This is a genomic window from Mycobacterium sp. SMC-14, from assembly GCF_046250075.1.
Taxonomy (GTDB): domain Bacteria; phylum Actinomycetota; class Actinomycetes; order Mycobacteriales; family Mycobacteriaceae; genus Mycobacterium.
This window is the reverse complement of sequence record NZ_CP176429.1, coordinates 3,895,110-3,910,209: the sequence shown is the minus strand read 5'-3', so window position 1 is coordinate 3,910,209 and position 15,100 is coordinate 3,895,110. Positions and strand designations below refer to the sequence as shown.

Here is a 15,100-nt window from a genome sequence, read left to right as displayed (position 1 = left end):
GCCATGCCGCAAGCGATGAGGGGGTGTCAGGCATCGCCGACTCGTCTGTGTCCGCGCCTGCGTCGACGCCGTCGGTGACCCCGACGGCGGTGCGTTCCACCGGGAGCCGCCTGCAAGATCGGCTGTTCCGCCTGGTCGCCGAAGGCTCCGGGGTGCTGATCATCGTCTTGATCAGCGCCGTCGGGGGCTTCCTCTTGTTGCGGGCGATACCGGCGCTGGAGCGCAACCGAGAGAACTTCTTCACCTACGGCGGCAGTTGGATCACCACCAACACCTCCGCCATGCATTTCGGCATCGCGGAGATGCTGCAGGTGACGGTGCTCGTCTCGGTGTTTGCCCTGCTGCTGGCCATGCCGGTCGCCCTGGGCGTCGCGGTCTATCTCGCCGAATACGCGCCCCGGCGGCTGGTGGGGGTCCTGGGCTACCTGGTCGAACTCCTTGCCGCCGTGCCGTCGATCATCTACGGAGCTTGGGGCCTGTATGTGCTGGCCCCGCAGTTGCGCGGCACGGCGCTATGGCTCAACGAGCATCTCGGTGGATTCTTCCTGTTCGCCGACGGCAACGCGTCGGTGGCGGGCGGCGGCACCATCTTCACCGGGGGAATCGTGCTGGCGGTGATGATCCTGCCGATCATCACCGCGGTCACCCGCGAGGTGCTGGCACAGACCCCCCGGGGCCAGGTCGAGGCCGCCCTGGCGCTGGGCGCGACGCGCTGGGAGGTGGTCAAGATGGTGATGCTGCCGTTCGGCCGCTCCGGCTACATCAGCGCGGCGATGCTGGGCTTGGGACGCGCGCTCGGCGAGACAGTGGCATTGCTGATCATCCTGCGCTCCACCCAGAAGGCGTTCAACTGGTCGCTGTTCGACGGCGGTTCCACCTTCGCCACCAAGATCGCGGCCACCGCATCGGAATTCAACGATCAGTACAAGGCGGGTGCCTACATCGCTGCCGGGTTGGTGCTGTTCGTGCTGACGCTTATCGTCAACGCGCTGGCGCGCGTCGCGATCACCCAGAAGGTGCATTCATGACCGCGTTGCTGGACCGGCCCGTCAAGCTGCGCACTTTTGCGGGGGTAGGCCTGCGCCGCCGGGTGGCCAATTCCATTGCGACGGTGTTGGTCACCTCCGCGATGGCGTTGGCGTTGGTGCCGTTGGTATGGGTGATGTACTCGGTCTTCGACTTCGGTTTCGGTGCGGTCAGTACCAGTTCCTGGTGGACCCACTCGCAGGCCGGCATGACGGCGTTCGTGGCCGGCGGCGGTGCCTACCACGCGATCATCGGGACGCTGCTGCAAGGACTGCTGTGCGCGGCCATCTCGATCCCGATCGGGATCTTCGTCGCGATCTATCTGGTCGAATACGGTGCCGGTACCCGACTGGGCAAGCTCGCGACCTTCATGGTCGACATCCTGACCGGCGTGCCGTCGATCGTCGCAGCGCTGTTCGTCTACGCGCTGTGGGTGGCCACCTTGGGATTTCACCGCTCGGGCTTCGCGGTGTCACTGTCGTTGGTGCTGCTGATGGTGCCGGTGATCGTGCGAGCGACCGAGGAGATGCTGCGGATCATTCCGATGGACCTGCGCGAAGCCAGCTACGCGTTGGGCGCACCGAAGTGGAAGACCATCACCAGCATCGTGATTCCGACCGCGTTGTCCGGCATCGTCACCGGGATTCTGTTGGCGCTGGCCCGGGTGATGGGCGAGACCGCGCCGCTGCTGATCCTGGTCGGCTATTCCCAGGCCATCAACTTCGACATGTTCCACGGCTTCATGGGGTCGCTGCCGGGAATGATGTATGACCAGACGTCGGCCGGGGCGGGTGCCAGCGCGGTTCCCACGGATCGTCTCTGGGGCGCTGCGCTGACGCTCATCCTGCTGATCGCGATACTCAATGTCGCGGCCAGGTTCGGGGCGCGCATCTTCGCCCCCAAGAAGTTCTAGACCAGTCTCGACAACCAGCGCGTAGCGGTGGGCGAACAAGGAGAGCTGCACGGTGGCTAAAAGGTTGGATCTCACCGACCTCAACATCTATTACGGGTCGTTTCACGCTGTGGCGGACGTGTCGCTGTCGGTCGCGCCGCGAAGTGTCACCGCGTTTATCGGTCCCTCCGGATGCGGCAAGTCGACCGTGCTGCGCACGCTCAACCGGATGCACGAGACCACCCCTGGTGCCCGAATCGAGGGTTCGGTGCTGCTGGACGGCGAGAACATCTACCGCCCCGGAATCGACCCGGTGGGGGTTCGCCAAGCCGTCGGAATGGTGTTTCAGCGCCCGAATCCTTTCCCCACCATGTCTATTCGCGACAACGTGGTAGCAGGTCTCAAGCTGCAGGGAATCCGTAACCGCCGCACACTCGACGAAACCGCGGAGTTTTCCCTGCGCGGGGCGAACTTGTGGAACGAGGTCAAGGACCGGCTGGACAAGCCCGGTGGTGGGCTCTCGGGGGGTCAGCAGCAGCGATTGTGCATCGCGCGAGCCATCGCGGTGCAACCGGACGTGCTGCTGATGGACGAGCCCTGCTCGGCGTTGGACCCGATCTCGACGATGGCCATCGAAGAGCTGATCTCCCAGCTCAAGCAGGACTACACCATCGTCATCGTCACCCACAACATGCAGCAGGCGGCGCGGGTGAGTGACCAGACGGCGTTCTTCAACCTGGCCGATGTCGGCAAACCCGGCCGGCTGATCGAGATCGACGGGACCGAGAAGATCTTCTCCAACCCGAGCTTCAAGGAAACCGAGGACTACATCTCCGGCCGATTCGGTTAGGCGAGCCACACTCGGCGGCTAACCAGCTGGGGCGCAGCGCATTTCAGGCAGCGGCTGAAGGATCCGCATGGCGCGAGTTGCCGGCGCGCAACCCGGATCTGAAGGTGATCATCACCCTCGGCCGCCATCGAACCCCGGCGCTTCGCGGCCTACCTCGGCCGACCCGGTGCTTTTCTCCACATTGCAGGACTTCAGATCGTGGCTAGGCTGGCGCGCAGATCGTTGCTCCAAGAAGGTCCAGGCCGTCGGACATTGCGGCCGGGACGGGTTGAGTCGAGTAAGGAGAAGGCTGCCAGTGGCCAAACGGTTGGACCTGAGCGACGTCAACATCTATTACGGGTCGTTTCACGCGGTCGCCGAGGTGACACTGTCGGTGCCGCCACGCAGCGTCACCGCGTTCATCGGCCCATCGGGCTGCGGCAAGTCGACGGTGCTGCGCACGCTCAACCGGATGCACGAGGTTATCCAGGGCGCGCGGGTTGAGGGTTCGGTGCTGCTGGACGGCGAGGACATCTACCAACCCGGCATCGACCCGGTGGGGGTTCGCAAGGCCATCGGGATGGTGTTTCAGCGTCCAAACCCGTTTCCCACCATGTCGATCCGCGACAACGTGGTTGCCGGGTTGACGCTGCAGGGGGTGCGCAATCGCAAATTGCTTGACGAGACCGTCGAACAGTCCCTGCGCGGGGCGAACTTGTGGAACGAGGTCAAGGACCGGCTGGACAAGCCCGGTGGTGGGCTCTCGGGGGGTCAGCAGCAGCGATTGTGCATCGCGCGAGCCATCGCGGTGCAACCGGACGTGCTGCTGATGGACGAGCCCTGCTCGGCGTTGGACCCGATCTCGACGATGGCCATCGAAGAGCTGATCTCCCAGCTCAAGCAGGACTACACCATCGTCATCGTCACCCACAACATGCAGCAGGCGGCGCGGGTGAGCGATCAGACGGCGTTCTTCAACCTGGAGGCCGTCGGTAAACCCGGCCGATTGGTCGAGATCGACGGGACCGAGAAAATTTTCTCTAATCCGAGACTTAAGGAAACCGAGGACTACATCTCGGGCCGTTTTGGCTGACCTATTACCGGGTCCGGCTACCGTGTGGTTTCCACGCTGACCGCCGAAGGAGCGCCGTTGAGGATCAACCGATTCGGTATCGTCTCGAGTCTGCTGGCAGCCGTACTGCTGATGGTAGCGGCCTGCGGTGGTGGCGAATCGTCGTCGGCCTCAGGTTCGGGCTCCTCAGCGGTGCAGTGCGGTGGCAAGCAGAAGCTGACCGCGAGCGGTTCGACGGCCCAGGCGCACGCGATCGAACAGTTCGTCTATGCCTACATCCGGGCCTGCCCGGACTACACCCTGGACTACCGGGCCAACGGATCCGGCAACGGCATCGCCGAATTCGCCAGTGGGCAAACCGAATTGGCCGGGTCGGACTCGCCGCTCGATCCGTCGAACGGTGAGCCGCAGCGGGTGGCGGCGCGGTGCGGCTCGACGCCCTGGCACCTGCCGACGGTCTTCGGTCCGATTGCCGTGACCTACAACATCGGTGGCGTCAACGAACTCGATCTGGACGGGCCCACGGTGGCCAAGATCTTCAACGGCACCATCACCAAGTGGGACGACCCCGCGCTGAAAGCTCTCAACAAGGACGCGGCACTGCCCGCCGAGCCCATTCACGTGGTGTTCCGCAGCGACGCCTCCGGAACCACCGACAATTTCCAGAAGTACCTCGACGTCGCCTCGGACGGCTCCTGGGGGCGCGGCGTGGGCAAGACCTTCAACGGTGGTACCGGTGTCGGAGCGGCCGGCAACGACGGTACGTCGGCGCTGTTGCGAAGCACCGAGGGGTCGATCACCTACAACGAGTGGTCCTATGCGGTGGGGCGCGAGCTCAACATGGCCCAGATCGTCACGTCGGCGGGCCCGCAACCGGTGACCATCTCTGTCGACTCGGTGGATAAGACCATCGCCGGAGCCAAGTTCAGCGGTGCCGGCAACGATCTGGTGGTGGATACCTCCTCGTTCTACAAACCGACCGTGGCGGGCGCCTACCCGATCGTGCTGGTGACCTACGAGATCGTCTGCTCCCAATACCCGGACCCGGCGACGGCGCAAGCGGTCAAGGCGTTCATGCAGGCGGCGATCGGCGACGGACAGCAGGATCTGGACCAGTACGGCTATATTCCCCTGCCCCCGGAATTCACGTCGAAATTGAAGACCGCGGTCGACGCTATTTCCTGATCGTCGAGATCTGCGGCGATCCATTTTCGCTGGTAATCTTTGGTTAATCTTCTGTTCACGCAACAGTTGATCGAATGATGCCAATCGTGACCGGTGGATGGAGCGTCGTGAACAATAGCGGGCTGGCTTCGCAGGTGGGTTCCCAATTCGGTCCTTACCGGTTGCTTCGGCTGCTGGGGCGAGGTGGGATGGGTGAGGTCTATGAGGCCGAGGACACCCGCAAGCACCGATCGGTTGCACTGAAGCTGATCGCCCCCGTGCTGTCGGGCAATCCCGCATTCCGAACCCGGATGCAGCGCGAGGCCGACGCGGCCGGCCGACTCACCGAGCCGCATGTGGTGCCCATCCACGACTACGGCGAGATCGACGGACAGATGTTCGTCGAGATGCGGCTGATCGACGGCAACGACCTCGGCATGGAGTTGCAGCGCCTGGGCCCGCTGACCCCGGCGCGAGCGGTGGCGGTGATCGAACAGGTGGCCGCCGCCTTGGACGCCGCACACGCCGGCGGAATCACTCACCGCGACATCAAGCCGGCGAACATCCTGCTCACCCGGGACAATTTCGCCTACCTGGTCGATTTCGGGATCGCCCGCGCCGCAGCAGATCCCGGCCTCACCCAGACCGGGATGGCGCTGGGCACCTACAACTACATGGCGCCAGAGCGGTTCAGTGGTGGCGAGGTCGACTACCGTGCCGATATCTATTCGCTGGCCTGTGTGCTGAGCGAGTGCCTCAGCGGTCAGCCGCCGTACCGGAGCGAGACCATTGAACGCCTGATTGCCTCACATCTGATGGAGCCCGCCCCGCGGCCCAGTCAGCTGCGGCCGGGCCAGGTGCCGATCGGATTGGACCAGGTGATCGCCAGGGGGATGGCGAAGAATCCGCGGGAGCGATACAGCAGCGCCGGCGATCTGGCGCGTGCCGCACACGATGCGCTGACCACCGCCGAGCAGCATCAGGCCGCGATGATCGTGCAGCAGGGCGATGTGGCGACCCGAATGGCCAGCGCCGTCTCCAACAGCAGCGGCGGCGCCGTCTCTCCCGCCACCGGGTATCGGCAACAGCCGGTCAACTACGAACAGCGCGGCTACGAACCGAACTCCTACGACCAGCCGCCGGAGCAGACTCAGATGCGGCCCGCCCTCACCGGTTGGCGGGACCGGCCGGCGCAGCAGTCCTCGGCTGCCACGCCGGAATTCGCCGCCGAGGCAAAAAACCGCGGCGATCGCCGATGGCTGGTGCCGGCTGCGGTAGCCGCGGCGCTGCTGGTGGCGGTCGGCGTGGGCGGCTACGCGGTCACCCACCGATCGGACACGTCCCACGGGTCGACGGCGACGGCGTCGGCGAACGGGCAGAGCGTGTTGCCCTTGGACGGCCTGAGCTTCCGGCTCTCCCCGGGCGGGTTGGCGTTGGACAGTAGCGGAAACGTCTATGTCACCAACCAGAGCATGTACGGCCGGGTGGTGAAGCTGGCACCGGGCTCGAACAAACCGGAAATGCTGCCGTTCACGGGGCTCTACGAACCGCAAGGCGTCGCCGTCGATCGGGCCGGCGCGGTGTATGTCACCGACTTCAACAATCGGGTGCTGAAGCTGGACCCGGATTCCCACGTCCAGTCCGAGCTGCCCTTCACCGGGCTGAACTATCCGGAAGGGTTGGTGGTGGACAACGACGGCAGCGTCTACGTCGCCGACCGGGGTAACAACCGGGTGGTCAAGCTGCCGGCCGGGACCGACGCCCAGGTGGTGCTGCCGTTCGCCGGGCTGCACAACCCCGACGACGTGGCTGTCGACTCCTCCGGCAACGTCTACGTCACCGACACCGACAACGATCGGGTGGTGCGACTCGCCGCCGGATCCAATACCCAGAGCGTGCTCCCGTTCACCGGTCTCGATGCCCCGTGGGGCGTCACCGTCGACGGGGCCGGCAATGTCTTCGTCACCAACCACGACAGCCACACTGTGGTGAAGCTGACCGCCGGGGCCAATACCCAGACGAAGCTGCCGTTCACCGGCCTGAACACCCCACTACAGGTCGTGGTCGGTTCGGACGGCGCCCTTTACGTCGCCGACCGGGGCAACAACCGAGTGGTGAAACTGGTCGGCGGCACGGAACCGCGGGGTTGATGCGGCGGTTCCAGCTTCGGCTCTCCTGCGTCGAGCCTCGCTGAACCGCCGGGGTTGATGCGGCGGTTCCAGCTTCGGCTCTCCTGCGTCGAGCCTCGCTGAACCGCCGGTCAGCGGTCGTGGACCGAGGTGATCCGGGTCGCCACGGCTGCCACGATTGCGCTGACCGCGACCAGGATGATCAGCGTCAGCGCCGCACCCCAGACTCGGGCAGCCCCGGCCGCCTGTGGGTTCCCCAGCTCGGAATAGATCAGCAGCGGCAGCGACGCCATGTTGTCGTGAAAGACGTCGTAGTTGATCGAACGGCTGTAGCCCACCAGCACCAGCACGGGGGCGGTCTCACCCATGATCCGGGCGATCGACAAGAAGATTCCCGACAGTATTCCCGAGAGCGCGGTGGGAATGACGATGCGCAGGATCGTCTTCCATCGCGGCACCCCCAGTGCGTAGCTGGCTTCCCGCAGTTCGTCGGGGACCAGGCGCAGCATCTCCTCGGTGGAGCGCACCACGATCGGCAACATCAGCAGTGCCAGCGCCAGCGACACCGCGAATGCGCTCTGCTCGAATCGAAGGGTGGCGATCCACAGGCTGAAGACGAACAGCGACGCCACGATCGAGGGCACCCCGGCAAGCACGTCGACCATGAAGGTGGTCAGTCGCGCCCAGCGGCCGCCGCCGTATTCGATCAGGTAGATCGCCGTCATCAGGCCCAGCGGTACCGCTAGCGCGGCGGCCATCCCGGTCTGCACCAGGGTGCCGTACAGCGCGTGGTAGACGCCGCCGGCGAATTCTTCGGGCAGTACGCCGCGGAGTGAGTGCGTCCACCAGTCAAGGTTGGTGATCGCGTGCCAACCGCGGGCCAGCACGACCCAGAGCACCCAGACCAACGGAATCGCTGCCACGGCGAACGAGCTCACGAACGCCGCCGTGGCGATCTTGTCCGTCAGCCGCCGCCGCAGGCTGAGGTGGTGGTGATGTGGCACCGGCGACGGTTTGACCGGTGCGTCGAGCAGTTGGGCGGTCATCCGTTGACCTTGCCGCCGGCCACCGCGCGAGCGGCGGCGTTGACGAAGAACGTGAGTGCGAACAATGCGAACCCCGCGGCGATGTAGGCGCCGGTCGGCAGCGGGGCGCTGAACTCCGCGGCCGCCGAGGCGATTTTGGAGGCGAATGTGTACCCGCCATCGAACAGCGACCAATTCCCAGGCTTTGCCGCGGCCCGCAGGATGATCAGCATCGCGACCGTCTCGCCCAGTGCCCGCCCCAGGCCCAGCATCGCCGCGGCGATCACGCCGCTGCGGCCGTAGGGCAGCACCGCCATGCGGACCACCTCCCATCGCGTGGCTCCCAGGGCCTGGGCGGCTTCGATGTGAGCGAACGGGGTCTGCCGGAACACCTCCCGCGAGACCGAGGTGATGATCGGCAAGATCATCACGGCCAGCACGATTCCCGCGGTGAAGATCGTGCCGCCGCCGGCCAGCGACACGTTGCCCTTATGGAACAGGAACAGCCAACCCAAGTGACTTCTGAGGAATCTCATCAACGGCACCAGCATCGGCGCCAGCACGAAGATCCCCCAGAGACCGAAGATGATGGACGGCACCGCGGCCAGCAGGTCGATCACCACGGCAAACGGGCGGGTCAGCCGCCGGGGCGCGTACTGGGTGAGGAAGACCGCGATACCGACCGAAATCGGCACCGCCAGCGTCAACGCGAATACCGAGCTCAACACCGTGACCATCAGCAGGTCTCGGATGCCGAACGACAGGTGGTCGGGATCGTTGGTGCTGAACTCCGGGCTGGTGAAGAAGTTCCCGTCGTTGGCGAGCAACGACGGGAAAGCGCGCACCAGCAGGAAGATCGCGATCAGCGCGATCGCCACCACCACTGTCGATCCGGCCGAGACCGCGGCCGCCCGGAACAGCCGCTCGCCTCGCGGCGAGCGGCTGTTCGCCAGCGGCGTCGATGGATCCCCGGGGGTCACGAGATGGCGTCGACCGCGGACGCCAGGCGGGCCTTGAAGGCCTCGGGGATCGGCACGTAACCGTTGTCGGCCAGACCGCTCTGGCCTGCGCCGATGGTGGACTTCAGGAACAGCCGGACCGCCGTGCCGACCTCAGCGTCCGGGTACTTCGAGCACACCACCTCGTAGGTGGCGAGCACGATCGGATACGAGCCCGTCTGAGTCGGCTGGTAGAACGACGCCGTGTCGAGCACCAGGTCGTTGCCTTGGCCCTTGATGGTGGCCCCGGCGATGGTCTTGCCGACCGACTCGGTGCTGATCGCGACCGGGTCGGGGCCGGCGGAGGTGACGATCTGGGCGGTCGCCAGGTTCTTGGCCTGGGCGAATGACCACTCGTTGTAGGTGATCGCCCCCTCGGTGGACGCGATGGCTCCGGCCGTGCCGTCGTTGCCCTTGGCGCCTTCGCCGACACCACCGTTGAACGTCTTTCCGGCGCCCTTGCCCCAGGCCCCACCGGAGGCGGCATCCAGGTACTGCTGGAAGTTGTCGGTGGTCCCGGACTCGTCACTGCGGAACACCACGTGGATCGTCTGGGCGGGCAGTGTGGCCGTCGGGTTGAGGGCCTTGATCGCCGCGTCGTCCCAGCTGGTGATGGTTCCGTTGAAGATCTTGGCGGCGGTCGGGCCGTCGAGGATCAGCGTGTTGACGCCGGGGAGGTTGTAGGTGATCGCGATCGGGCCGAACACCACCGGCAGGTTCCATGCCGGGGACTCGCAGCGTTGTTGCGCCTGTGCGTAGTCGTCGGCGCTCAGCGGGACGTCAGAACCGGCGAAGTCGGTCTGGCCGCCGACGAACTCGCGGATACCGGCGCCCGATCCGTTGGCGGTGTAGTTGACGTTGTGGTCCGCGCATTCGTCGATGAAGACCTTGACGAACCGGGCCATCGCGTTCTGCTGGGCGGTCGATCCGCTGGCCTTCAGCGTGTCCGTGCCGCCGCAGTTCCCGCCGGCGGCTGCCGAGCTCGAGGTTGCCCGCTCACCGGTGTCGGCGTTCTTGTCGCTGCCACACCCGGACAACACCAACGCGCCGGTCGCCATAATGCCCAGCGTCGTACCAATTCCATTCAGTTTCACATTGCCCTTTCGCAGACAAATTAGGGTGATGACAGTTAGTGCGACATCACCGAGCCAACCCGACCGCTAATTCGCAACAATCACGTGCGGGCCGGATCACTTCTCAATTTAATGCGGTGAACAGAGGTGACGGTACGGTGAACGGCCATGATCTCACGGTGGAATTCTGGTGGAATTCTGATGACGCCGATATGGACTGGCTAAATGCCAGATGACAGGCAAGTCGACCGGGCCCGTATGCTTCGCGAAGTGGTCGAACCGTCCGTCGCGCAGTTGCGCACCCTCCTCGACGAGCTGACCTTCCGGGACGCGGCCTACTTCGGACGGCGCCTGAAGGACCTGCGCGGCGGAAAGCCGGAGCAGTTGCACAAGCTGGCCGAGCGGATGGGCGAGGCACAGGCACTGGTTGCCGCGCGGCGCGCCGCGGTGCCCGATGTCCGCTATCCCGACCTGCCGGTCAGCGACCGCCGTGACGAGATCGCCGCGGCGATCAGGGACCACCAGGTCGTGGTGGTGGCCGGCGAGACCGGCTCGGGCAAGACCACCCAGCTGCCCAAGATCTGCCTGGAGCTCGGCCGCGGCATTCGCGGCACCATCGGGCACACCCAGCCGCGGCGGCTGGCCGCCCGCACCGTTGCTCAGCGGATCGCCGACGAATTGGCCAGCCCGCTCGGCGACGTGGTCGGCTATGCGGTCCGGTTCACCGACCGGGTATCCGATCGCACCCTGATAAAACTGATGACCGACGGCATCCTGCTGGCCGAGCTCGAGCGGGACCGCCGGCTGCTGCGCTACGACACGCTGATCATCGACGAGGCCCACGAACGCAGCCTCAACATCGACTTCCTGCTCGGCTACCTGCGGGAGTTGTTGCCGCGCAGGCCGGACCTGAAGGTGATCATCACCTCGGCCACCATCGAACCCCAGCGCTTCGCAGCGCACTTCGGCGGAGCCGAATATGGGCGCGGTGCTGGCGAAACTGGTGCGCCGATCGTCGAGGTGTCCGGCCGCAGCTACCCGGTCGAGATCCGGTATCGCCCGCTGGAGCTGCCGGTCAGCTCGGAGGCCGGGGATGACCCGGATGACCCGGATCGGGAGATCATCCGGACCGAGACCCGCGACGAGATCGAGGCGATCGTCGATGCGGTGCACGAACTGTCCACCGAACCGCCCGGCGACATTTTGGTGTTCCTATCCGGCGAGCGCGAGATCCGCGACACCGCAGAGGCTCTCGGCCGGCTGCCTAACACCGAGATTCTGCCGCTGTATGCGCGGCTGTCCACTGCCGAACAGCAGAAGGTATTCGCCCCGGCGCGCGCCGGCCGGCGGATTGTGCTGGCCACCAACGTGGCTGAGACATCGCTGACGGTGCCGGGCATCCGCTACGTGATCGACCCGGGCAACGCGCGCATCTCCCGCTACAGTCGCCGACTGAAGGTGCAGCGGCTGCCGATCGAACCCATCTCGCAGGCCTCGGCCGCGCAGCGCAGCGGCCGGTGCGGCCGCACCGCGCCCGGGGTATGCATCCGGCTCTACAGCGAAGTCGACTTCGACACGCGGCCGCGCTACACCGACCCCGAGGTGCTGCGCACGAATCTGGCTGCGGTGCTGCTGCGGATGGCGTCGCTGCGGCTGGGTGCAGTGGAAGACTTCGGCTTCCTCGACCCGCCCGATTCGCGCAGCATCCGTGACGGGGTTGCGCTGCTGGTCGAGCTCGGCGCGTTCACCGCGCAGGGCGCCATCACCGATGTGGGGCGCCGGCTGGCGCGGCTGCCGGTCGATCCGCGATTGGGACGGATGATCCTGGCCGCCGAGACCGAGGGTTGTGTGCGCGAGATGCTGGTGCTCGCTGCCGCCCTGACCATTCCCGACCCCAGGGAGCGGCCAGTCGATCGGGAGGAGGCGGCCCGGGCCAAGCATGCCCGGTTCGTCGACGACGATTCCGACTTCACTGCCTACCTCAACTTGTGGTCGTATCTGTCAGCGCAGCGGAAATCGCTGAGCGGCAGTGCATTTCGCCGGATGTGTCGCAATGAGTTCCTGCACTACCTACGAATCCGGGAATGGCAGGATCTGGTGGGGCAGCTGCGGAGCATTGCCGGCGACATCGGCATCCGTGAATCCGGCGAGCCGGCCCAGCCGGCAGCCATCCACGCCGCGCTGCTGGCCGGGTTGTTGTCGCACGTCGGGATGCGACGCGACGACGGCCGCGAGTTCGCAGGCGCACGCAACTCGAAATTCGTGCTGGCGCCCGGTTCGGTACTGGCCAAACGACCGCCACGCTGGACGATGGTGGCCGAGCTGGTCGAGACCAGCCGGCTGTTCGGGCGCACCGCCGCACGCATCCAACCCGAAACCGTCGAGCGGGTCGCGGGAGATCTGGCGCAGCGCAGCTACAGCGAACCGCACTGGGACGCCAAGCGCGGCGAAGTGATGGCGTTCGAAAAGGTGGCGCTGTACGGACTTCCCTTGGTGGCGCGCCGTAGGGTCGGCTACGCCCGGGTGGAACCGGCGGTGGCCCGCGACCTGTTCATCCGGCATGCGCTGGTAGAGGGCGATTGGGCGAGCCGGCACCGGTTCCTTGCCGACAACGCCGCACTGCGCGCCCAACTGCAGGAGCTGGAGGACAGGGTCCGGCGTCGCGATCTGATCGTCGACGAGGACACCGTCTATGACCTCTACGACACAAGGATTCCCGCCGAGGTGGTCTCGGCGCGGCACTTCGACGGATGGTGGAAAAAGCAGCAGAAGGTCACGCCCGACCTGCTGACCTTCACCCGCGACGAGTTGCTGCGGACCGACGAGACACTCGGTGCCGATCGGCCGGACAGTTGGGCGACCGCCGACCTCGCATTGCCGCTGAGCTATCGCTTCGAGCCGGGCGCCGCCGACGACGGCGTCACCGTGCACGTGCCGATCGATGTGCTGGCACGCCTCGGCGGCGACGAGTTCGCTTGGCAGGTTCCGGCGCTGCGCGAAGAGCTGATCACCGCGCTGATCCGGTCCCTGCCCAAAGATCTGCGACGCAACTTCGTCCCGGCTCCCGACACCGCCCGCGCGGTGCTGTGCGCCATCGGGCCGGCAGGTGAGCCGCTGCTGGAGACACTGGCCGGTGAGCTGCGTCGCCGCACGGGTGTGCTGGTCCCGCTCGATGCCTTCGACCTGTCCAAGTTGCCGGCGCATCTGCGGGTCACCTTTGCCGTGGAGGCCGCAGACGGCACCGAGGTGGCACGCGGCAAAGACCTTGGTGCCTTGCAGGATCGACTGGCGGCGTCGGCCCGCGATGCGGTCGCAGACGCAGTCGGCGCGGAGCTGGAACGCAGCGAAATGCGCACCTGGCCGGATGACTTGGACACGCTGCCGCGGGCTGTGCAGCGGATGGTGGCCGGGCGCGCCGTTCGCGGCTTCCCGGCCTTCGTCGATGCCGGCGCCACCGCGCAGCTGCGGGTGTTCTCCACCGAGGCGCAGCAGCGCTCGGCGCTTGGCCCCGGCATCCGGCGGTTATTGCGCTGCGATATCCCTTCACCGGTCAAAGCGGTGGAACGGCAGATGGATTCCCAGACCCGGCTGATGCTCAAGGCGAACCCGAACGGGACCTTGGCGGCGCTCATCGACGACTGTGCCGACGCCGCGACCGACGCGTTGACACCGGCGCCGGTGTGGACCCGAGACGAGTACGGCGCGCTGCGGGGCCGGGTGGCCGCCGCGCTGGTCCCGACCACCGCTGACGTGGTGACGCGGGTCGCGCAGGTGCTGGCCGCGGCCCGGGACACCCAAGTGGCGCTGCCGGCGCAGCCGACGGCCGGGCAGGCCGAGGCGATCGCCGACATGACCGGCCAGCTGGATGCGTTGTTGGCGCCCGGGTTCGTCACCGCCACCGGGCGTGCGCACCTGGGGGACCTCACCCGCTATCTCACCGCGATCCGTCGCCGCTTGGAGCAGCTGCCCCGCGCGGTGCAGGCCGACCGCGAACGGATGGCCCGGGTGCACGCGGTGCAGGAGGCTTACCAGGATCTCTTGGCAGCCCTGCCTACGGCACGCAGCCACGACAACGACGTGCGCGACATCGCCCGCCAGATTCAAGAGCTACGGGTGAGCCTGTGGGCTCAGCAACTCGGCACCCCGCGCCCGGTCAGCGAACAGCGCATCTACCGGGCGATCGACGCACTACTCGCTTGACGGCAGGGTGTGCTCGTCGGGGAACTTGCCGGTGGCCTGGAAGATCACCCGACGAGCGACCTCGACGGCATGGTCGGCGAACCGCTCGTAGAACCGGCCCAGCAGCGTCACGTCCACGGCGGCGGCTACCCCGTGCCGCCATTCCTTGTCCATCAACACCGAGAACAGATGCCGGTGCAGGTCGTCCATCGCGTCGTCTTCTTCGCGGATCCGGGCGGCCTTCTCCGGGTCGCGTGACAACAGCACCTCTTGCGCGCTGTTGCCCAACTCGACTGCAAGCCTGCCCATCTCGGCGAAGTAACCGTTGACCTCTTCGGGCAGTGCGTGCTGCGGGTGGCGGCGACGGGTGATCTTGGCGACGTGCAGGGCCAACGCGCCCATTCGGTCGATGTCGGCGACCATCTGAATGGAGCTGACGATCGCTCGCAGATCCCCGGCGACCGGGGCCTGCAACGCCAACAGCACGAAGGAGCTCTCCTCGGCGCGGGTGCTCATCGCGGCGATCTTCTCGTGATCGGTGATCACCTGCTCGGCCAGCATCAGGTCGGCTTGTAGCAGGGCCTGAGTGGCGCGTTCCATTGCTGCCCCGGCCAAGCCGCACATCGTGCCGAGCTGTTCAGCCAGATCCGAGAGTTGCTCGTGGTACGCGGTTCGCATGCCCTCAAGACTAACCGTGGACCGCGATCCGCGCG

The 15,100-nt window shown here is 66.3% G+C and carries 11 protein-coding genes; 7 read left to right on the top strand and 4 right to left on the bottom strand.

The genetic code is table 11. From position 1 onward, the window contains the following. Window positions 1–47: 47 nt before the first annotated feature. The 6 genes from pstC (ACKY0W_RS18590) to ACKY0W_RS18565 all read left to right on the top strand — a co-directional run bounded on the left by pstC (ACKY0W_RS18590) (window position 48) and on the right by ACKY0W_RS18565 (window position 7,133). Entirely contained in the window at window positions 48–1,028 is a 981-nt protein-coding gene (pstC, locus tag ACKY0W_RS18590; protein WP_409435279.1) for a phosphate ABC transporter permease subunit PstC, read from the top strand. Continuing rightward, window positions 1,025–1,939: a phosphate ABC transporter permease PstA gene (pstA, locus tag ACKY0W_RS18585; RefSeq protein WP_406760017.1), complete on the top strand. Its 915-nt coding sequence runs from the start codon at window positions 1,025–1,027 to the stop codon at window positions 1,937–1,939. Before pstC (ACKY0W_RS18590) ends, pstA (ACKY0W_RS18585) begins: the two co-directional genes overlap by 4 nt. Window positions 1,940–1,991: 52 nt before the next feature. Next, a complete protein-coding gene (gene pstB, locus ACKY0W_RS18580; RefSeq protein WP_067969692.1) occupies window positions 1,992–2,768 on the top strand; it encodes a phosphate ABC transporter ATP-binding protein PstB in 777 nt (258 codons plus the stop codon). 295 nt (window positions 2,769–3,063) lie between these two features. Beyond that, a complete protein-coding gene (pstB, locus tag ACKY0W_RS18575) occupies window positions 3,064–3,840 on the top strand; it encodes a phosphate ABC transporter ATP-binding protein PstB (RefSeq protein ID WP_406760015.1) in 777 nt (258 codons plus the stop codon). Between the two features lie 57 nt (window positions 3,841–3,897). Then, window positions 3,898–5,004: a phosphate ABC transporter substrate-binding protein PstS gene (pstS, locus tag ACKY0W_RS18570; RefSeq protein ID WP_409435278.1), complete on the top strand. Its 1,107-nt coding sequence runs from the start codon at window positions 3,898–3,900 to the stop codon at window positions 5,002–5,004. 77 nt (window positions 5,005–5,081) lie between these two features. Continuing rightward, a complete protein-coding gene (locus ACKY0W_RS18565) occupies window positions 5,082–7,133 on the top strand; it encodes a serine/threonine-protein kinase PknD (RefSeq protein ID WP_409437847.1) in 2,052 nt (683 codons plus the stop codon). 110 nt (window positions 7,134–7,243) lie between these two features. On the opposite strand, the gene pstA (ACKY0W_RS18560) is transcribed toward ACKY0W_RS18565, so the two are convergent. Genes pstA (ACKY0W_RS18560) through pstS (ACKY0W_RS18550) form a run of 3 tightly spaced genes read right to left on the bottom strand, consistent with a single transcriptional unit; the run spans window position 7,244 to window position 10,229 of the window. Then, a complete protein-coding gene (pstA, locus tag ACKY0W_RS18560) occupies window positions 7,244–8,158 on the bottom strand; it encodes a phosphate ABC transporter permease PstA (RefSeq protein ID WP_409435277.1) in 915 nt (304 codons plus the stop codon). Beyond that, complete coding sequence (gene pstC, locus ACKY0W_RS18555) at window positions 8,155–9,117, bottom strand: phosphate ABC transporter permease subunit PstC (protein ID WP_406760012.1); 963 nt, start codon at window positions 9,115–9,117, stop codon at window positions 8,155–8,157. Before pstC (ACKY0W_RS18555) ends, pstA (ACKY0W_RS18560) begins: the two co-directional genes overlap by 4 nt. Beyond that, window positions 9,114–10,229: a phosphate ABC transporter substrate-binding protein PstS gene (pstS, locus tag ACKY0W_RS18550; RefSeq protein WP_409435276.1), complete on the bottom strand. Its 1,116-nt coding sequence runs from the start codon at window positions 10,227–10,229 to the stop codon at window positions 9,114–9,116. The genes pstC (ACKY0W_RS18555) and pstS (ACKY0W_RS18550) overlap by 4 nt, the downstream gene beginning before the upstream one ends. A gap of 249 nt (window positions 10,230–10,478) precedes the next feature. Here pstS (ACKY0W_RS18550) and hrpA point away from each other — a divergent pair, with 249 nt between their 5' ends. Further along, window positions 10,479–14,408 carry an ATP-dependent RNA helicase HrpA gene (gene hrpA / locus ACKY0W_RS18545; RefSeq protein WP_409435275.1) on the top strand — a complete coding sequence of 1,310 codons (3,930 nt, stop codon included), beginning with the start codon at window positions 10,479–10,481 and terminating at the stop codon, window positions 14,406–14,408. Here hrpA and phoU read toward each other — a convergent pair. Further along, a complete protein-coding gene (gene phoU / locus ACKY0W_RS18540) occupies window positions 14,397–15,065 on the bottom strand; it encodes a phosphate signaling complex protein PhoU (RefSeq protein WP_047318210.1) in 669 nt (222 codons plus the stop codon). The two genes, hrpA and phoU, sit on opposite strands and share 12 nt — an antisense overlap. Window positions 15,066–15,100 lie beyond the last annotated feature (35 nt).